Source organism: Streptomyces sp. NPDC001292 (genome assembly GCF_042896465.1).
Taxonomy (GTDB): Bacteria; Actinomycetota; Actinomycetes; order Streptomycetales; family Streptomycetaceae; genus Streptomyces.
The window spans coordinates 39,120-57,685 of the sequence record NZ_JBIAXG010000002.1; the positions used below are offsets into that span (position 1 = coordinate 39,120).

15 protein-coding genes are annotated in these 18,566 nt (G+C 72.5%); 10 read left to right on the plus strand and 5 right to left on the minus strand.

The window, feature by feature from the left end; translation table 11 throughout:
* Positions 1-6 precede the first annotated feature (6 nt).
* Positions 7-1,422, plus strand: coding sequence for a sensor histidine kinase (locus ACFY4A_RS02935; protein WP_390827662.1), 1,416 nt, complete (start codon positions 7-9; stop codon positions 1,420-1,422).
* On the opposite strand, the gene ACFY4A_RS02940 is transcribed toward ACFY4A_RS02935, so the two are convergent.
* Positions 1,412-2,410: a TAXI family TRAP transporter solute-binding subunit gene (locus tag ACFY4A_RS02940; protein WP_390827663.1), complete on the minus strand. Its 999-nt coding sequence runs from the start codon at positions 2,408-2,410 to the stop codon at positions 1,412-1,414. The two genes, ACFY4A_RS02935 and ACFY4A_RS02940, sit on opposite strands and share 11 nt — an antisense overlap.
* A gap of 94 nt (positions 2,411-2,504) precedes the next feature.
* On the opposite strand from ACFY4A_RS02940, the gene ACFY4A_RS02945 reads away from it, so the two are divergent.
* A complete protein-coding gene (locus ACFY4A_RS02945; protein WP_390827664.1) occupies positions 2,505-2,909 on the plus strand; it encodes a MazG nucleotide pyrophosphohydrolase domain-containing protein in 405 nt (134 codons plus the stop codon).
* Positions 2,910-2,964: 55 nt separating this feature from the next.
* On the opposite strand, the gene ACFY4A_RS02950 is transcribed toward ACFY4A_RS02945, so the two are convergent.
* Positions 2,965-4,170 (minus strand): glycosyltransferase family 87 protein, encoded by a 1,206-nt coding sequence (locus ACFY4A_RS02950; RefSeq protein WP_390827666.1) that lies wholly within the window; start codon positions 4,168-4,170, stop codon positions 2,965-2,967.
* 178 nt (positions 4,171-4,348) lie between these two features.
* Here ACFY4A_RS02950 and miaB point away from each other — a divergent pair, with 178 nt between their 5' ends.
* A complete protein-coding gene (gene miaB / locus ACFY4A_RS02955) occupies positions 4,349-5,878 on the plus strand; it encodes a tRNA (N6-isopentenyl adenosine(37)-C2)-methylthiotransferase MiaB (protein WP_390827667.1) in 1,530 nt (509 codons plus the stop codon).
* Between the two features lie 58 nt (positions 5,879-5,936).
* Positions 5,937-6,650, plus strand: a complete 714-nt coding sequence (locus ACFY4A_RS02960) for a class III extradiol dioxygenase subunit B-like domain-containing protein (RefSeq protein ID WP_390827668.1) — start codon at positions 5,937-5,939, stop codon at positions 6,648-6,650.
* Positions 6,651-6,728: 78 nt separating this feature from the next.
* Here the strand turns inward: ACFY4A_RS02960 and ACFY4A_RS02965 are convergent, their stop codons facing one another.
* On the minus strand, positions 6,729-7,061 hold the full coding sequence (locus ACFY4A_RS02965; protein WP_390827670.1) for an antitoxin: 333 nt from the start codon (positions 7,059-7,061) through the stop codon (positions 6,729-6,731).
* Positions 7,062-7,247: 186 nt separating this feature from the next.
* Here ACFY4A_RS02965 and miaA point away from each other — a divergent pair, with 186 nt between their 5' ends.
* The 6 genes from miaA (at position 7,248) to hflX (ending at position 15,763) form a co-directional block, all read left to right on the plus strand.
* Positions 7,248-8,186 (plus strand): tRNA (adenosine(37)-N6)-dimethylallyltransferase MiaA, encoded by a 939-nt coding sequence (gene miaA, locus ACFY4A_RS02970; protein ID WP_390827671.1) that lies wholly within the window; start codon positions 7,248-7,250, stop codon positions 8,184-8,186.
* 108 nt (positions 8,187-8,294) lie between these two features.
* Positions 8,295-8,792 (plus strand): hypothetical protein, encoded by a 498-nt coding sequence (locus ACFY4A_RS02975; RefSeq protein ID WP_390827944.1) that lies wholly within the window; start codon positions 8,295-8,297, stop codon positions 8,790-8,792.
* A gap of 126 nt (positions 8,793-8,918) precedes the next feature.
* Positions 8,919-9,788: a diaminopimelate epimerase gene (gene dapF, locus ACFY4A_RS02980; protein WP_390827672.1), complete on the plus strand. Its 870-nt coding sequence runs from the start codon at positions 8,919-8,921 to the stop codon at positions 9,786-9,788.
* 301 nt (positions 9,789-10,089) lie between these two features.
* Entirely contained in the window at positions 10,090-12,312 is a 2,223-nt protein-coding gene (locus tag ACFY4A_RS02985) for a RelA/SpoT family protein (RefSeq protein ID WP_390827673.1), read from the plus strand.
* Between the two features lie 266 nt (positions 12,313-12,578).
* Positions 12,579-14,057 (plus strand): M1 family metallopeptidase, encoded by a 1,479-nt coding sequence (locus ACFY4A_RS02990; protein ID WP_390827674.1) that lies wholly within the window; start codon positions 12,579-12,581, stop codon positions 14,055-14,057.
* A gap of 197 nt (positions 14,058-14,254) precedes the next feature.
* Positions 14,255-15,763 (plus strand): GTPase HflX, encoded by a 1,509-nt coding sequence (hflX, locus tag ACFY4A_RS02995; protein WP_390827675.1) that lies wholly within the window; start codon positions 14,255-14,257, stop codon positions 15,761-15,763.
* A 69-nt stretch (positions 15,764-15,832) separates the two neighbouring features.
* Here hflX and ACFY4A_RS03000 read toward each other — a convergent pair whose 3' ends face one another.
* Together ACFY4A_RS03000 and ACFY4A_RS03005 are read right to left on the minus strand one after the other, a co-directional pair.
* Complete coding sequence (locus ACFY4A_RS03000; RefSeq protein WP_390827676.1) at positions 15,833-17,050, minus strand: trypsin-like serine peptidase; 1,218 nt, start codon at positions 17,048-17,050, stop codon at positions 15,833-15,835.
* Positions 17,051-17,251: 201 nt separating this feature from the next.
* Positions 17,252-18,487 carry a trypsin-like serine peptidase gene (locus ACFY4A_RS03005; RefSeq protein ID WP_390827677.1) on the minus strand — a complete coding sequence of 412 codons (1,236 nt, stop codon included), beginning with the start codon at positions 18,485-18,487 and terminating at the stop codon, positions 17,252-17,254.
* Positions 18,488-18,566 lie beyond the last annotated feature (79 nt).

Consider the following 18,566-nt stretch of genomic DNA (forward strand, 5'->3'; position numbering starts at 1 on the left):
GGACGGGTGAGTACACGTCTGCTGCCGCTGCTCATCGTCCTGATGGCGGCCGTCCTGCTCGCCCTCGGCGTCCCGCTCGCCGTCAGCGTCGCCGGTGCCGAGCAGCAGAAGGCGGTCGTGGACCGCATCGACGACACCGCGCGCTTCGCCGCCCTGGCCCAGTTCGTCACCGACGGGACCAGTGGCCCCCGGCGCACGGTCCCGGACGAGCGGTTGGAGACCCTTCGCCGCGAACTCGGCAGCTACTACGGGGTCTACGGCATCCGGGCCGGCGTCTTCTACCGGACCGGCATCCCGATGGCCAACGCCCCGGCCGACTGGTCGCTGCCGGCGCTCGGCGAGGTCCGCGACGCCTTCGGCGAGGCGCTGCTGAGCCGGCGCAGCCACGACCCGGAACAGGTCTGGCCCTGGCAGCGCCACCGGCTGGTCGTCGCGTCCCCCGTGATCCGGGACGGTGACGTCGTCGCGGTCGTCGTGACCGACTCGCCGACCGGGCAGATGCGCTCGCGGACGCTGCACGGCTGGCTGCTCATCGGCACCGGCGAGATCGCCGCGATGCTGCTCGCCGTCGGCGCGGCCCTGCGGCTGACCGGCTGGGTGCTCAGACCCGTACGGATCCTCGACGCCACCACGCACGACATCGCCACCGGGCGGCTCAAGTCCCGGGTGGCGGCCGCCGGCGGGCCGCCCGAACTGCGCCGGCTCGCCCGGTCGTTCAACGAGATGGCGGACAACGTCGAGGACGTGCTGGAGCAGCAGCGCGCCTTCGTCGCCGACGCCTCGCACCAGTTGCGCAATCCGCTCTCCGCGCTGCTGCTGCGTATCGAGCTGCTCGCGCTCGAACTGCCCAAGGGCAACGAGGAGATCGCCTCGGTGCGCACCGAGGGCAAGCGCCTCGCACAGGTCCTGGACGATCTGCTCGACCTGGCGCTCGCCGAGCACGCGGAGCCGGATCTGAAGCTCATCGACATCGGGGAGCTGGCCGCCGAACGGGTGGCGGCCTGGGCGCCGGCAGCCGAGGCCAAGGGGGTGCGGCTGTTCGGCGACTGCCCGGCCACCACGGCCTGGGCCGACCCCGTGGCCCTGTCGTCCGCGCTGGACGCGGTGATCGACAACGCGGTGAAGTTCACGCCGGGCGGCGAGAGCGTCGAGGTGACGGTCTCCTTCGACCGCGACACGTCGACGATCGTGGTCGCCGACCACGGCCCCGGCCTCACCGACGAGGAGATCGCCCGCGTCGGCGACCGCTTCTGGCGCAGCGGACGCCACCAGAACATCAAGGGCTCCGGCCTCGGCCTGTCCATCTCCCGCGCCCTGCTCGCGGCGGGCGGCGGCTCGATCTCCTACGCCCGGCACCGGCAGGAGGAGCCGCGCGGACTGCGGGTGACGGTGACCGTGCCGAGGTCGGTGCCTACGGCTTGACCGAGCGGTAGTAGCGCCGCGCGCCCTCGTGCAGCGTCAGTGGGTCGGTGTAGATCGCGGTGCGCAGGTCGACCAGCTGGGCGGAGTGGACGTGGGCGCCGATGCCGTCGCGGCTGTTGATGACGGTGCGGGTCACCCACTCCGTCAGCCTCGGGTCCATGTCCTTGCGCGTCATCAGCACGTTGGACACGGCGATCGTCGGCACGGTCGTGCCCTGCTGGACCGACGGGTACGCCGACTCCGGCATGTTGGTGGCGCGGTAGTAGCGTGTGGCGCCGCCCTCGGTGTGCAGCCTGGCCACCAGATCGGCCTCGATCGGCACGAAACGGAACGCGAACTTCTCGGCCAGCCGCCGCAGACCGTCCGTCGGCAGTCCGCCCGACCAGAAGAACGCGTCGAGCTCGCCCCGCCGCAGCCGGTCCGGGGCGGTGCCTATGCCGTCGCCCATCGGGCGGATGTCCGTCTCCGGGTCGATCCCGGCCGTCCTGAGCACCCGCTCGGCGATCAGCCGGACGCCGGACTCCGGCGGCCCGACCGACACCCGCTTGCCGCGCAGGTCCGTCACGGAGCGGACGCGCGAGTCGCGCGGGACGACGAGCTGCACGTAGTCGTCGTAGAGGCGGGCCACACCGCGCAGCCGCGAGGCACCCGGGCCGTGGTTCACCTCGTACGTCTCCACCGCGTCCGCCGCGGCGATGGTGAAGTCGGCCCGGCCGGTCGCCACCCGCGCGACGTTCTCCTGGGAGCCGTCGCTGGTCAGCAGCCGCACCCTCAGATCGGGCATGTCCTTGGCGAACGCGGTGCGCAGCCGCACGCCGTACTCCTGGTAGACCCCGCGCAGGGTGCCCGTGCTGAAGGTGATCGTCCCGCTGGGCGGTGCCTCGCCCAGGGGCAGCAGCCACCACAGCAGCAGCCCGAGGACCACGACCCCGGCGGCCGTGCCCTGGAGAGCGCGGCGTCGTCCGATGCGGGGGAACAGCTTTGGCATGGGCGCGATCCTGCCAGCGGTACGCCGCGCTGACCAGGGGCGGGCGGCCCGGCGGGCGGCCGGTGCCGTGCCAGCCGGCGGCTACCCTCGCGGTATGAGTTCCTCGCCCGCCGATCTGGTCCGTGAGTTCCACCGTGCCTTCGGGCTCGACGCCCGCCCCACGCCGACCCGGGTGGCGCCGGAGCTTGCCGCGCACCGCGGGGAACTGCTCGCGGAGGAGGCGGCCGAGGTCGCTGAGGTCTCGGTCGGGGGCCCGCTCGACCGGCTCGCGCACGAGTTGGCGGACGTCGTGTACGTGGCGTACGGCACCGCCCTGGTGCACGGCATCGACCTCGACGAGGTGATCGCCGAGATCCACCGGGCCAACATGACCAAGCTCGGCCCGGACGGCCGGATCGCCCGCCGCTCCGACGGAAAGGTGCTCAAGGGGGAGCACTACGTGGCGCCCGACGTGTCGGCCGTGCTGCGCCGGCAGGGCTGGGTCCCCGACGGCGCCTGACGGCGCGCGACCGCCCTACGGCAGTCCCGAGTCGGCGGGCCGACCCGCGACCGTCCTACGGCAGTCCCGAGTCGGGGGGCCGACCCGGTGAGGGCCGGGCGCACCGCACGGCGAGCACCAGTGCGAGCACGGACAGCGTGGCCGCGTCCTTGAACGCCCTGCGGGTCGAGGCGTCCAGGCCCGGGAAGGTGAACTGAGGCACCTGCGGGACGAGCGCGACCCAGAACCACGGCGAACGCGTCACCGAGTCCACCTCCAGCGCACCGGCGACCAGCAGCGGCACGACCACGACCAGGTAGTGGTCGTAGGACGGCCGGGACACCAGGTAGGAGGCCAGCATCAGCAGTGCGGCCGTGTCCGCGAGCCGCGCCGGACCGCGATCGGCGCGCCGCCAGCGCAGCCGGGCGCACAGCACTCCGGCCGCCGCCGCGGCCAGGGCCACCGCCGCGGCCGGGACGGGCGGCAGCCCGAGCCGCGGCAGCACCGCCGGCAGGGAGGCGTCGAACGGCCGCATCAGACCGTCCCCGCCCTTGAGCAGGAAGGGCAGGGTGCGGGTGAAGAAGCCGCCCGGGTCCGGCATGATCAGGGCCGCGCCCACCGACAGGGCCACGGGCACCGCCACCATCCAGGCCAGCGCCCGCCATCGCCGGGCCAGCACCAGCAGGACGACCAAGGGCAGCAGCAGCGGCTTCACCGCCACCGAGACGCCCAGGACCACCCCGGCCATGTCCCAGCGGCCCCGGTCGGCCAGCAGCAGCGCCAGAGGCAACGCCAGGGCGCCGACCGCCGTCCAGTTCCCCAGGTTCACCAGGTGGCCGACCGGCGCCCAGCACAGCACCAGCCCCAGCAGCCCCAGCACCGCGAACCGGCTGCGCGCCGGCACCCGGAACAGGCGCACCGCACACCACCAGCCGCCCGTGATCAGCGCCACGCACGCCAGCGGCGCGGCGACGCGCACCACGGGCGCCGGCAGCGCGGCCTGCCCGGCGGCGAACAGCACGGCACTCGGCAGATACAGGAAGCGCCGGTCGGCGTACGGAGCGCCACCGCCCAGCCAGACCTGCCCGGCATGCACGACGAAGGCGTTGTCCATGCCTCCCCGGGTGGACACGACGGCCACGCGTACGGCGCGGGCGAACAGGACGACGGCGAGGAGGACGACCGGGACGGGACCGGCCGGCCGCAGCAGCCATGCGCGCAGCGCCGCGATCGGGGGCACTTCCGGCTCGGGTGCCCGCAGGGCGTCACGAAGCTCCGTCACGCGTGTCATTTTGGGCCAGTTGTCCCCATGCGGGAGGGAGTGGCCGGTCGTGTCGTCATCGCGTGGGCGCAAAGCCCTCCGCCGGGCCGTTGCTCCCGTGGATCCGCGCGGTGCCCGGCCCGGAAGGCCGTGACGCTCCGCCGTCCAGGGGCCGTCCGGGACCACCTACCCTTGATGCATGACCAGCAGCAGCGACCGGAGCCCCGCAGTGGACGTTCAAGGACCCAAGAGCTACGAAATCCGCACCTACGGGTGCCAGATGAACGTCCACGACTCCGAGCGGCTGGCCGGGCTGCTCGAGGACGCAGGCTACGTGCGGGCGCCGGAGGGAGCGGACGGCGAGGCGGACGTCGTCGTCTTCAACACCTGCGCCGTCCGGGAGAACGCCGACAACCGGCTGTACGGCAACCTCGGGCACCTCGCGCCGAAGAAGGCGAAACGGCCCGGGATGCAGATCGCGGTCGGCGGCTGCCTGGCGCAGAAGGACCGGGACATCATCGTGAAGAGGGCGCCCTGGGTGGACGTCGTCTTCGGCACGCACAACATCGGCAAGCTGCCCGTCCTGCTGGAGCGCGCCCGCGTGCAGCAGGAGGCGCAGGTGGAGATCGCCGAGTCCCTGGAGGCGTTCCCCTCCACGCTGCCGACCCGGCGCGAGAGCGCGTACGCGGCCTGGGTCTCCATCTCCGTCGGCTGCAACAACACCTGCACCTTCTGCATCGTCCCCGCGCTGCGCGGCAAGGAGAAGGACCGCCGCCCCGGCGACATCCTCGCCGAGGTGGAGGCCCTGGTCGCCGAGGGCGTCTCAGAGATCACACTGCTCGGCCAGAACGTCAACGCCTACGGCTCCGACATCGGCGACCGGGAGGCGTTCAGCAAGCTGCTGCGGGCCTGCGGCACCATCGACGGCCTGGAGCGGGTCCGCTTCACCTCGCCGCATCCGCGCGACTTCACCGACGACGTGATCGCCGCGATGGCCGAGACCCCGAACGTCATGCCGCAACTGCACATGCCGCTGCAGTCCGGCTCCGACACGGTGCTGAGGGCGATGCGCCGCTCCTACCGGCAGGAGCGCTACCTCGGGATCATCGAGAAGGTCCGCGCCGCCATCCCGCACGCCGCGATCACCACCGACATCATCGTGGGCTTCCCCGGCGAGACCGAGGAGGACTTCGAGCAGACGCTGCACGTCGTGCGCGAGGCGCGTTTCGCGCAGGCGTTCACCTTCCAGTACTCCAAGCGTCCGGGCACCCCGGCCGCCGAGATGGAGGACCAGATCCCCAAGGAGGTCGTCCAGGCGCGTTACGAGCGGCTGGTCGCGCTCCAGGAGGAGATCTCCTGGGAGGAGAACAAGAAGCAGGTCGGCCGCACCCTGGAGCTCATGGTCGCCGAGGGCGAGGGCCGCAAGGACGGCACCACCCACCGCCTCTCCGGCCGTGCTCCCGACAACCGCCTGGTCCACTTCACCAAGCCCGAGCAGGACGTGCGCCCCGGCGACGTGGTCACGGTCGAGGTCACCTACGCCGCCCCGCACCACCTCCTCGCCGAGGGCCCGGTGCTCGACGTGCGCCGCACGCGCGCGGGTGACGCGTGGGAGAAGCGCAACGCCGCCGAGGCCGCCAAGCCGGCCGGCGTCATGCTCGGCCTGCCGAAGGTGGGTGTGCCCGAGCCGCTGCCCGTGGCCGCGAGCAGCGGCTGCGGTTGCGACTGACCTGTCGGGGGAACGGCCGGCTGACGTCCGGCCGCCCTGCGGCGTTACCCTGCGGATCATGCTTGTCGCCGCCGCTGTCTGCCCCTGCCCGCCCCTCCTCGTGCCCGAGGTGGCCGCGGGAGCCGCACCCGAGCTGGACTCCGCCCGGGCCGCCTGCACGGACGCGCTGGGTGTGCTCGCCGCCGCCCGGCCCGACCTGCTGGTGGTCGTCGGACCCGCGGAGGCCTCCGGGCGCGGCCCCCAGCCGGAGGGCAGCCGGGGCTCGTTCCGCGGCTTCGGCGTGGACCTGGAGGTACGGCTCGGCCGGGACACCGGCACCGGGTCCGCGGCCGAGCTGCCGCCCTCGCTCGCCGTCGCGGCCTGGCTGCTGGAGCGCACCGGCTGGTCCGACGCCCCGGTCGAGGGACTCGGTGTGGGGGAACCGCTGCCGCCCGAGCGGTGTGCGGCGGCCGGCCGGGACCTCGCCACACGGGCCGGCCGTGTGGCGCTGCTGGTGATGGGCGACGCCAGCGCACGGCGGACGCTCAAGGCTCCGGGGTACCTCGACGAACGGGCCGAACCCTTCGACGCGGGCGTCGCCCGAGCGCTGGGGGAGGCCGACACGTCGGCTCTCATGGCGCTCGACGTGGAGCTGGCGCGCGAACTGAAGGCGTCGGGCCGGGCCCCATGGCAGGTGCTGGCCGGCGCGGCCGAGGGCGCCGGTCTCTCCGGCGCGCTGCTCTACGACGACGCGCCGTACGGAGTGGGGTACCTGGTCGCGGCCTGGTCGTGAGCGGGACACGGCGGGCGGCCGGAAGGCCCTGCCTCCCGGCCGCCCGCCGCGTCAGCCAATGCCCTCCGCCGACGTCCCTCAGGACGTGGGCGGCGGCCCCTCCGGCGGCGTCGGCGCGGAGGCGCCGCCCGGCGCCGTGCCGGTGCCCGGCTCCGGGCTCGCGCCCGCTTCCGGGGCGGTGCGGGTCTCCGGGCCCGTCCCGCCCTTGTGGGCGAGCCGGTCCATGGCGTCCTTGGCCTTGTCCGTACCCGCGTGGATCTTGTCGCTGTACTTGCCCTTGGTCTTCTCGTCGACCACCTTCGCGGCCTTGTCGAGGCGCTGCCCGATCGTGCCCCCGTGGCGTTGGGCGAGGTCCGACACCTTCTCCTTCGCCGGGCCGATCCTGGCCTTCATGTTGTCCAGCAGACCCATGGTTCACCTTCCCTGACGGGGCGGATTCCTTCTCCCCGGCGGTCGAGGTCCCTCCGCCCCTTCGACCACCGAAGGAGTCGCGCAAAAACGCCCATACTCACTCGATACCCTACTCGTCCTACCCCGTCACCTGCCGTCACACGACTCGTGCGAGGCACCTTCCGCGGGGTTTGGGAGACTGGTGCGGTGAGCAGCGCACTCCCCGCCCCCCGCGTCATCGCCGTCGTCGGCCCCACCGCGGCCGGAAAGTCCGATCTCGGCGTCTTTCTGGCCCAGCGCCTCGGCGGCGAGGTCGTCAACGCCGACTCCATGCAGCTCTACCGGGGGATGGACATCGGCACCGCGAAGCTGACGCCCGAGGAGCGCGGTGGCGTACCGCACCACCTGCTCGACATCTGGGACGTGACGGTCACGGCGTCCGTCGCCGAGTACCAGCGGCTCGCCCGGGAGCGGATCGACGCCCTGCTCGCCGAGGGGCGCTGGCCGGTCCTGGTCGGCGGCTCCGGGCTGTACGTCCGCGGGGCCGTGGACAACCTGGAGTTCCCCGGCACAGATCCCGAGGTGCGCGCCCGGCTGGAGGACGAACTCACGCTGCGCGGCTCCGGGGCGCTGCACGCCCGCCTCGCCGCCGCCGACCCCGAGGCCGCACGGGCGATCCTGCCCGGCAACGGCCGCCGGATCGTCCGGGCCCTCGAGGTGATCGAGATCACCGGCCGGCCCTTCACCGCCAACCTCCCGGGCCACGACTCGGTCTACGACACCGTCCAGATCGGCGTCGACGTGGCGCGCCCCGAACTCGACGAACGCATCGCGCGCCGGGTCGACCGCATGTGGGAGGCGGGGCTCGTGGACGAGGTGCGCGCGCTGGAGGCGCGGGGCCTGCGCGAGGGACGTACGGCATCGCGTGCGCTCGGCTACCAGCAGGTGCTCGCGGCGCTCGCGGGGGAGTGCACGCTCGACGAGGCGCGCGCGGAGACCGTACGCGCCACGAAACGCTTCGCGCGGCGGCAGGACTCCTGGTTCCGGCGCGACCCCCGTGTGCACTGGCTGAGCGGGGCTGCGGCGGATCTCACAGAACTTCCGCATCTCGCCTTGGCGTTGGTCGAACGACCGGTTACAGCCTGATCACGTCATGGCATCGGGACGCCCAGGCCGTCATCCATGCCTCCGGCGCCGTGCCATCATCAAGCTCGGATCGACCGAGTGAAGTCCTAGTTGGGAGGGCGCGTGGCGATGGAGGCCGGCCCTCGCGACACCGCACAAGACACCGACCGCATCACCGTGGAGCGCGGCGGCGCGGAACCGGACGAGGACTCGTTGAGCCCCGACGGGCCCGACGAGACGCAGGGCGGCGTGACCGCGGACGGCCCCGGGCCCGAGGAGATGTTCGCCGGGCCCGAGGTGGAGGTCGAACTGCGCCCGCAGCGGCGGCTGCGCATCTGGCAGCTGGCCCCGATCGTCGGCCTGGCCGTCGTCGGCTCCCTGATGTTCGCCTTCCCGCTGGCCTTCGACGGCGACAACGGCGCCGTGATCGCCATGTTGGGGCTGCTGATCTGCTCCTGCTCGGCCGGCTGGGGCATGATGGCCGCCCGCCGCGTCGGCCACACCTGGCCGGGCCTGCCGCCGCGCGGTTCCGGGCGGCGCCTGGACTGGCGGGTGATCGGCGCGTACGTCCTCGTCGTCGCCGTGGTCGTGGTACTCGCCGTCTGGCGGGTCGCCCGGCTGCGCTAGGTCCCGCGACTGCGCTGGACCACTCCCGGCTCCGCCAGGCCCTCGTCACCGCCCGTACCGCGGACCGGCCCCCAGGCCGGTGGACATGATCGCCGGGTTGCCGGAGCGACCCCGTACGATCGAGCCATGAGCACGCGCATCCCCTTCCTCAAGGGCCACGGCACGGAGAACGACTTCGTGATCGTCCCGGACCCGGAGAACGCCGTCGAGCTGACCCCGGCGGCCGTCGCCGCCCTGTGCGACCGCCGCGCGGGCATCGGCGGGGACGGGGTGCTGCACGTCGTGCGCTCCGCCGCGCACCCCGAGGCCCGCGCGATGGCGGCCGAGGCGGAGTGGTTCATGGACTACCGCAACGCCGACGGTTCCGTCGCGGAGATGTGCGGCAACGGCGTGCGGGTGTTCGCGCGCTACCTCCAGCACGCCGGTCACACGACGGAGGGCGACCTCGCGATCGCCACGCGCGGGGGCGTGAAGACGGCGCACATCGCCAAGGACGGTGACATCACCGTCGGCATGGGCAGGGCGAGGCTCCCCGAAGGGGACGTCACCGTGAGCGTCGGCGGGCGCAGCTGGCCCGCGCGCAACGTGAACATGGGCAACCCGCACGCGGTCGCCTTCGTCGACGACCTCGCCGACGCCGGCGACCTGCTCGCGCCGCCGCCCTTCAGCCCGGCCTCCGCCTACCCGGACGGAGTGAACGTCGAGTTCGTCGTCGACCGCGGTCCCCGCCACGTCGCCCTGCGCGTGCACGAGCGCGGCTCGGGCGAGACCCGCTCGTGCGGCACGGGCGCGTGTGCCGTCGCCGTGGCGGCCGCCCGGCGCGACGGCGCCGACCCGACGGCCACCGGAACCCCGGCGACGTACACGGTGGACCTCCCCGGCGGAACGCTCGTGATCACCGAGCGGCCGGACGGCGAGATCGAGATGACCGGACCCGCGGTGATCGTCGCCGAGGGCGTGATCGACGCGAAGTGGCTGGAGCCGGCGCTCGGCTGACGGTCGGTCGGTCGGCTGGCTGTCGCAGCTTCGGCGGCCCATGGGAAGGTCATACGTATGCCTGGAGGCGGGAACGGGCGGCGAATCCACGGCTGACCCCTGTCAGGTGACTGAAAACCCTAAACCTCCTGACCATCGCTCGAATGGGTGATCCGTTTCACGCTCGCCGGGAGAGGGGCGGTCGGGCGTGCTGGGCTCGGTAGCATCAATCACCGGCCCGGACGGGGGATCCGTCGCCAACCCCTGTGCCGAGTACGCCCTGGGGTGCCCCGTCCGCCGGTCCACGCAGCCGGAGGTGCCCATGAGTGCGGATGCCACGAATCCTGCGGCCCCGGGCCCGGTGGCTCCAGCAGGGCCCCGGCGCAGGGCCCGCCCGCGGATCGACCTGCGCCGGCTCGGCCGTGCCGCACTGCTCGGCCCGGCCGCCCGTGACCGGCTGCCGGACGCCATCGGCCACGTGGCCGAGGCCCACCGCGCGCACTTCCCCGAAGCCGACCTCGAACCGCTGCGTCGCGCCTACGTCCTGGCCGAGTCCTCGCACCGCGGCCAGATGCGCAAGAGCGGCGAGCCCTACATCACGCATCCGCTCGCGGTGACTCTCATCCTCGCCGAACTCGGCGCGGAGACCACGACGTTGACCGCGTCCTTGCTGCACGACACCGTCGAGGACACCGACGTGACGCTGGACCAGGTCCGCGACCAGTTCGGCGAGGAGGTCCGCTACCTCGTCGACGGCGTCACCAAGCTGGAGAAGGTCGACTACGGCGCGGCCGCCGAGCCCGAGACCTTCCGCAAGATGCTCGTCGCCACCGGCAACGACGTCCGCGTGATGTCGATCAAACTCGCCGACCGGCTGCACAACATGCGCACCCTCGGCGTGATGCGCCCGGAGAAACAGGCTCGTATCGCCAAGGTGACCCGGGACGTCCTCATCCCGCTCGCCGAACGGCTCGGCGTGCAGGCGCTCAAGACCGAGCTGGAGGACCTGGTCTTCGCGATCCTGCACCCCGAGGAGTACACGCACACGCGCGAGTTGATCGCGGAGAACGCGGGCCGGCCGGACGACCCGCTCACCGAGGTCGCCGAGCAGGTGCGCGGGGTGCTGCGCGAGGCGGACGTTCCCGCCGAAGTGCTCGTCAGGCCACGGCACTTCGTCTCCGTGCACCGGGTATCCCGCAAGCGCGGCCGACTGCGCGGCAGCGACTTCGGCCGGCTGCTGGTGCTGGTGAACGAGGACGCCGACTGCTACGCCGTCCTCGGCGAACTGCACACCTGCATGACGCCCGTCGTCTCGGAGTTCAAGGACTTCATCGCCGTACCCAAGTTCAACCTGTACCAGTCGCTGCACACCGCCGTCGCCCGCGAGGACGGACAGGTCGTCGAAGTCCTCATCCGCACCCACCAGATGCACAAGGTCGCCGAGGCCGGGGTCGTCGCACTCGGCAACCCCTACGCCCCTCCCGCGGAGGAGCACTCCGCGAGCGACGGTGAGCGCGCCGACCCCACCCGCCCCGGCTGGCTCTCCCGTCTCCTCGAATGGCAGCAGGCCGCGCCGGACCCCGACACCTTCTGGTCCACCCTGCGCGAAGACCTCGCCCAGGACCGCGAGATCACCGTCTTCCGGCCCGACGGAGGCACCCTGGGCCTGCCCGAGGGCGCCACGTGCGTGGACGCCGCGTACGCCCAGTACGGCGAGGACGCGCACGCGTGCATCGGCGCCCGCGTCAACGGCCGCCTGGCGACGCTGAGCACCGTCCTGAAGGACGGCGACACCGTCCAGCTCCTGATGGGCCAGGACCCGGCCTCCGAGCCCTCCGAAGAATGGCTGGACCACGCCCACACCCCGGCCGCCCGCATCGCCATCCAACGCCGGCTGGCCACCCGTCAGTCCGCGGCGGACCGGGCCCAGGACGCCGGCGACGCACCACCGGCCGCGGGCAACCCTGCGCCCGCCGGCTCCGCCGCGGCTGCGCGGGCCGGTGCGGGCGTCGGCCCGCCGCCGGTTCCGGGGCCCGTCGCCCCGGTCCCGTCGGCCGGGCTCACCGTGCAGGCCGCCTCCGGGCCCGGCACGGCGAGCGTCGTGGTCGTCGGCCGGCCCGACACGGCCGCACGGCTCGCGGGCTGCTGTACGCCCGTGCCGCCCGACGAGATCACCGGCTTCGCCGTGCGTGGGGGAATGGTGACCGTGCACCGCGTGGAGTGCGCCGCGGTCACGCGGATGAGGAGCGCGGGGCGCGCGGAGTTCGGCGTGCACTGGGGAGAGACCACCGCGTGCCGTGTCACGCTGCTCGCGGAATCGTTCGGCCGCCCCCATCTGCTGGCCGACCTCACCGAGGCCATCGCCCTCGAGGGCGTCGAGATCATCTCCGCGACCGTGGCCCCGCCGGCACAGCAGCGCGTCCGACACACGTACACCCTCCAACTCCCCGACGCCGCCGGGCTCCCGGCCCTGATGCGCGCGATGCGCAACGTCCCGGGCGTCTACGACGTGAGCCGCACCCAGCGTCAGCCACCAGGGGTGTGAGCCGCGCCCGTCCTTCTTCGCGCGCGCCCGGGCGGCCGACTCCGTGTCCGGGGCGCTCTCCCTCCGCGCCCGCGCGCCGCCGCCTCTCACCATCGCGCCTCCAGCACGACCCCGCGCCCCGGCACGACCCCGCGCCCCGGCACGACCCCGCGCCCCGGCACGACTCCGCGCCTCCGCGGCCCTCGGCGTGCTCCCACGGGGCCCTTTCGGGTGGGTTGGGCGCGCGTCGGCGCGGTGGGGCGGGTGGGCGCTGGTAGCGGTGGTGCATGCCGCTCAGCCTTGGATCACGTGTCCCGCGTCGCCTGAAGGCGACCGTCCTCGCGTCCGCCGTCTCCGTCTGTCTCGTCGCCGCGAGTGTTCCGACCGAGCCGCTGGGCGTCGGTGACCGGCTCTTCCCGTACCTGGGCAACCCCGGGTACGACGTGTCGTCGTACGACCTCTCGTTCACCTATGCCGGTGACAACGGCAAGCCGCTCCAGGCCGTCACCACGATCGACGCGTGGACCACCAAGGACCTGGAGCGAGTGAACCTCGACTTCGCGCACGGCACGGTCAACTCCGTGGAGGTCGACGGCCTGCCGGCCGAGTTCACCACCGCGGGCGAGGATCTCGTGGTCACCCCGAAGACCCCGCTGCCCCAGGGTGGTTGGATGCGCATCACCGTGCGCCACACCAGCGACCCCATGCCCGTGAAGGGCCGCGACGGCGGCTGGGTGCGCACCGCGGACGGTCTCGCCATGGCCAATCAAGCTGACGCCGCCCACCTGGTGTTCCCGTGCAACGACCACCCCTCCGACAAGGCGATGTTCACCTTCCACGTCACCGCGCCCGACGGGTACACGGCCGTCGCCAACGGTCTCCCGGCCGGCGTCACCCGCACCGGCGGGACGACGACCTGGACGTACCGCACCCAGCACCCCATGGCCACCGAGCTGACGCAGGTGTCCATCGGCCACTCCACCGTGGTGCACCGCACCGGCCCGCACGGCCTGCCCGTGCGCGACGTCGTCCCCACCGAGGACCGCGAAGTCCTCGAACCGTGGCTGGCCAGGACCCCCGAGCAGATCGCCTGGATGGAGGGCAAGGTCGGAACGTACCCCTTCGAGACCTACGGCGTGCTCATGGCCTCCGCCGCCACCGGCTTCGAACTCGAGACACAGACCCTGTCCCTCTTCGAGAAGAAGCTGTTCACCGACCCCGCCTACCCCCGGTGGTACGTCGAGTCGATCATGGTGCACGAGCTGTCCCACCAGTGGTTCGGCGACAGCGTCAGCCCCCGCACATGGTCCGACCTGTGGCTCAACGAGGGCCACGCCACCTGGTACGAGGCCCTGTACGCCGACGAGAAGGCGAAGAAGCCGCTGGAGGCCCGTATGAAGGCCGCCTACGGCGCCTCCGACCGCTGGCGCGAGGACGGCGGACCGCCCGCGCTGCCCAAGCCGCCGAAGCCTGGCCGGAAGATCGGCGTCTTCCGCGCGAACGTCTACGACGGCTCCGCGCTCGTCCTGTACGCGCTGCGCCAGGAGATCGGCAAGCCGGCCTTCGAGCGCCTGGAGCGCGCCTGGGTGCGGGCCCACCGGGACGGCACGGGCACCACGGCCGACTTCGAGCGCCTTGCCTCGGGCATCGCCGGACGCGACCTGACCGGCTTCTTCCAGGCCTGGCTGTACGGCGAGAAGACCCCGCCCATGCCCGGCCACCCCGACTGGAAGCCCGCCCCGCCGCCGAAGACGGCGAAGAAGTGAGCGGAAGTGAATGGAGGAACCCGGTGGAGGAACCCGATGGAGGAATACGGTGGAGGAATCCGGAGGAATAACGCAGTGACGAGACGAGCCGTACCGTGCGACCATCTTCAGACCGGCGCGGCACGGGCCAACGGGAATCTCCCGGGGTGCCCGTACGTTGTGACCAGTGACGGACTCTCCCACCACGTAAGGACCAAATGACCTCCTCTTCTTCCTCTTCCCAGACGTTTGAGGCGTCCCAGGACAGCAAGCGCCTCGCGCACTCCTACCCCGAAGGTCTCCGGGCCGATGCCCTGATGGAAGAGGACGTCACCTGGAGCCACGAGTTCGACGGAGAGCGGGACGGCGATCAGTTCGACCGTTCCGAGCGCGCGGCGCTGCGCCGTGTCACGGGCCTGTCCACCGAGCTAGAGGACGTCACCGAGGTCGAGTACCGCCAGCTCCGCCTGGAGCGGGTCGTGCTCGTCGGCGTATGGACCTCGGGGACCGCGCGGGACGCGGAGAACTCCCTGGCCGAGCTGGCCGCTCTCGCCGAGACCGCGGGCGCGGTCGTGCTCGACGGCGTGATCCAGCGCCGTGACAAGCCCGACGCGGCCACCTACATCGGCTCCGGCAAGGCGGACGAGCTGCGCGACATCGTCCTGGAGACCGGCGCGGACACCGTCATCTGTGACGGTGAGCTCAGCCCGGGCCAGCTGATCCACCTCGAGGACGTCGTCAAGGTCAAGGTCATCGACCGCACGGCCCTGATCCTGGACATCTTCGCCCAGCACGCCAAGTCCCGCGAGGGCAAGGCGCAGGTCGCGCTCGCCCAGATGCAGTACATGCTGCCGAGGCTGCGCGGCTGGGGTCAGTCGCTGTCCCGGCAGATGGGCGGCGGCAGCGGCGGCCTCGCCACGCGCGGCCCCGGTGAGACCAAGATCGAGACGGACCGTCGGCGGATCCGCGAGAAGATGGCGAAGATGCGCCGGGAGATCGCGGAGATGAAGACCGGCCGCGAGATCAAGCGCCAGGAGCGGCGCCGCAACAAGGTGCCCTCCGTCGCCATCGCCGGCTACACCAACGCCGGCAAGTCGTCCCTGCTCAACCGTCTCACCGGCGCGGGTGTCCTGGTCGAGAACGCACTGTTCGCGACCCTGGACCCGACCGTGCGCCGCGCCGAGACCCCGAGCGGGCGGCTCTACACGCTGGCGGACACCGTCGGCTTCGTCCGGCACCTGCCGCACCACCTGGTCGAGGCGTTCCGCTCCACCATGGAGGAGGTCGGCGACTCCGACCTGATCCTGCACGTGGTGGACGGCTCGCACCCCGACCCCGAGGAGCAACTGGCCGCGGTGCGCGGGGTGATCAGGGACGTCGGTGCCACCGACGTACCCGAGATCGTCGTGGTCAACAAGGCGGACGCGGCGGATCCGCTGGTGCTCCAGCGGCTGCTGCGGATCGAGAAGCGCTCGATCGCCGTCTCGGCCCGCACCGGGCAGGGCATCGCCGAGCTGCTCGCACTGATCGACAGCGATCTGCCCCGGCCGTCCGTCGAGATCGAGGCGCTGGTGCCGTACACCCACGGCAAGCTGGTCGCCCGTGCCCACACCGAGGGCGAGGTGATCTCCGAGGAGCACACCGCGGAGGGCACCCTGCTCAAGGCCCGGGTGCACGAGGAGCTCGCGGCGGACCTGGCGCCGTACGTGCCCGCCCCCGCCCTCTGACCCACAGCCGCACGTCCGAGAGCCCGCCCCCTGTCGAAAGGGGACGGGCCCTCGGCGTCGTTCACCGGGTCACCGGCCGCCGTACGTCCTGCTCATGTTCTGGTACAGCGCCTCCGCGCCCTGCCCCAGCTGCGGACCCGCCAGCCAGGTGTGGTCCGCCGGGCCGATCGAGGTGTTGGACACCAGCTTGGTCCTGCCGTCCACCACGCGGAACCAGCCGCCGCCGGAGGAGCCGCCGGTCATGGTGCACCCGATGCGGTACATCGTCGGGAGCGACGGGCTGAGCGACAGCCGGCCCGGCCGGTCGACGCAGCGGAACATCCTCAGACCGTTGTACGGAGGCGCGGCCGGGTAGCCCCAGGCGCCCATCGTGGCGACCTGTGTCGCCGGCGGCGCGGAGAAGTCCACGTCCAGCGCCGCCCCGACGGTCTCCTCCAGGGACCGGGAACCGGACTCCGGCTTCACGTGCAGCACGGCGTAGTCGTGCGCCGCGCCCGCGCCGCCCGTCTCCGCACCGCCCTGGATCCACTGGTTGGAGGCGGACGCCCAGTCCGCCCACCAGGCGCCGTACGGGGCGACCTCGGAGGCGTTGGCGTTGCTCAGCTGCGCCGCGGACTTGCCGAGGTCGTTGTAGGCAGGGACGAACGCGATGTTGCGGTACCAGCCGCCGTCCCGGCCGGCGTGCACGCAGTGGCCGGCGGTCCACACCAGGTTGGACCTGCCCGGGTGGTTGACGTCCTTGACGACCGTGCCCGAGCAGACCATCGAGCCCTGGGGCGAGTCGAAGAAGACCTTGCCGACCGGGGCGGCGTTCTCGTGGTACGGCGTCTTCTCCGCCCGCGCCCGGACCGGCTGCGGCGCCGCGTCGCTGACGCCCTGGTCGGCGGCGGCGTCCTTGGTGGAGATCGTCTTGTTGGCCTCCTGGGCGGACTTCATCCGCTCGGGCTTCCACAGGCCCTCGATCACCGGGTTGACGAAGTCCTTGGCCTCACTGAGCCACTTGTCCTCGTCCCAGTCCTTCCAGCCGCCGCGCTGCCACTTGTCGACATCGATCCCGTGCTCCTTGAGTTTGTCCGCGATGTCGGCCGGAATCCTGACCTTGCCGTCGCCGCTGCCGCTGTCCGCGGTCTGCGAGGCGGTGGCGTCCGCTGCGCCGGCGGCGTCGGCCTTGCCCGAGTCGCCGCAGGCGGTGGCGGTGAGCGCCAGGGCCGCGACGAGCCCGGTGGCGGCGAGGACGGTGCGCCGGCGTGCGCGCCGGGGCGTGGCGGACCCAGGTATGAACTGCATGGTGCGATGAACCCCCGTCGGTTGGTGTGAACGCCGTGCGCCCGGCCTGAGCGCCGAGCGCCCTTGGTGTCATGTGCTTGTCATCCGGGCGGCCTTCCCGTGCGGAGCCGTCCGCAGCGGCACCCCACTATGCCCGGGGAATCGAGTGCGAACGGCGGCGGGATGGTGAAGGTTCCCGTGAGACACCCCGCCGCCGTCGGCCTACTGTCCGGCGAACTTGCCGCTGACCGCGTCGTACACGCCCTCGGCCGCCGGGCCCAGCCGCGGACCTGCCAGCCAGCCGGCCGTCACCGGACCGATGGAGGTGTTGGAGACCAGAGCGGGCTTGCCGTCCGAGCCGGTCGCGACCCAGCCGCCGCCGGAGGAGCCGCCGGTCATGGTGCAGCCGATGCGGTACATCGTCGGGTCCGAGGCGTTCAGCGAAAGCCGGCCCGGTTTGTCCTGGCACCGGTACAGCCGCTGCCCGTCGTACGGCGGCGCGGCCGGGTAGCCGGTCGCGGTCACGCTCCGCACCTGCGGCACGGCCGGGGCGGCGAAGTCCACGGGCAGCGCCGCGCCGACCGTCTCCTCCAGCGACTTGCCGCCGCCGCCCTGCTCGGGCGTCACATGGATGACGGCGAAGTCGTAGGCGGCACCCTGCCCGCCGGTCGGACCGCCCTGCTCGATCCACTGCTCCGAGGTCTGCGCCCAGTCTCCCCACCACACGCCGTACGGCGCGAGCTCGTCCTTGGTGGCGTCCTGCAGCTCGGCGGTGCTGCGGCCCGCGTCGTTGTACGACGGTACGAAGGCGATGTTGCGGTACCAGCCGCCCTTCTTGCCGGCGTGCACGCAGTGGCCGGCCGTCCACACGAGGTTGGACTTGCCCGGGTGAGCCGGGTCCTGAACGACCGTCGCCGAGCAGACCATCGTGCCCTCGGGGGAGTCGAAGAACACCTTGCCCGCCGTCGCGGCGTTCGCGTGGTACGTCGGCGAGACCGCACGCGCCCTCACCGGGGCCGGGGTCGGGTCGGTGACGCCCTGGTCGCCGGAGAGGTCCTTGTCGACGCCCTTGTCCGGGTCCTTGGCACGGCGCATCCGGTCGGGATCCCACAGGTCCTTGATGATCGGGTTGACGAAGTCCTTCGCCTCACGGAGCCAGTCGTCCTCGTTCCAGTCCTTCCAGGCGCCGTTCTTCCACTTGTCGATGTCGATCCCGTGTTCCTCGAGCTTCTTCCTGAGGTCGTCCGGGATCTTGATCTTTCCGTCGCCGGTTGTGCCCGTGCCGTCGGCGGTCGCGGCGGCGGAGGGCCGGTTGTCGGCCTCGCTGTCGCCCGAGTCGCAGCCGGTGGCGAAGAGCGTGAGCACCGAGGCCAAGGTAACGGCGGTCAGTGTGGGTGAGGTTGTGCGGCGGGCGCCCCCTCCTCGACGAGCGGTGAAGAACGGGCGTATGGGTCGCATGCTCTGACTCCCCCTGCTGTGAACGGACTTGCTCCTTGCCGCCGCATTCTCACCCTGAACTCAGGCCCACTTCACTCTG

Bases quoted from the DNA above. Each gene is read 5' to 3' on its own strand.
- miaB (WP_390827667.1), top strand. From the start codon at position 4,349: ATGACCAGCAGCAGCGACCGGAGCCCCGCAGTGGACGTTCAAGGACCC.
- ACFY4A_RS02940 (WP_390827663.1), bottom strand. From the start codon at position 2,410: ATGCCAAAGCTGTTCCCCCGCATCGGACGACGCCGCGCTCTCCAGGGC.
- dapF (WP_390827672.1), top strand. From the start codon at position 8,919: ATGAGCACGCGCATCCCCTTCCTCAAGGGCCACGGCACGGAGAACGAC.
- ACFY4A_RS03000 (WP_390827676.1), bottom strand. From the start codon at position 17,050: ATGCAGTTCATACCTGGGTCCGCCACGCCCCGGCGCGCACGCCGGCGC.
- ACFY4A_RS02945 (WP_390827664.1), top strand. From the start codon at position 2,505: ATGAGTTCCTCGCCCGCCGATCTGGTCCGTGAGTTCCACCGTGCCTTC.
- ACFY4A_RS03005 (WP_390827677.1), bottom strand. From the start codon at position 18,487: ATGCGACCCATACGCCCGTTCTTCACCGCTCGTCGAGGAGGGGGCGCC.
- hflX (WP_390827675.1), top strand. From the start codon at position 14,255: ATGACCTCCTCTTCTTCCTCTTCCCAGACGTTTGAGGCGTCCCAGGAC.
- ACFY4A_RS02965 (WP_390827670.1), bottom strand. From the start codon at position 7,061: ATGGGTCTGCTGGACAACATGAAGGCCAGGATCGGCCCGGCGAAGGAG.
- ACFY4A_RS02960 (WP_390827668.1), top strand. From the start codon at position 5,937: ATGCTTGTCGCCGCCGCTGTCTGCCCCTGCCCGCCCCTCCTCGTGCCC.
- ACFY4A_RS02985 (WP_390827673.1), top strand. From the start codon at position 10,090: ATGAGTGCGGATGCCACGAATCCTGCGGCCCCGGGCCCGGTGGCTCCA.
- ACFY4A_RS02975 (WP_390827944.1), top strand. From the start codon at position 8,295: ATGGAGGCCGGCCCTCGCGACACCGCACAAGACACCGACCGCATCACC.
- ACFY4A_RS02990 (WP_390827674.1), top strand. From the start codon at position 12,579: ATGCCGCTCAGCCTTGGATCACGTGTCCCGCGTCGCCTGAAGGCGACC.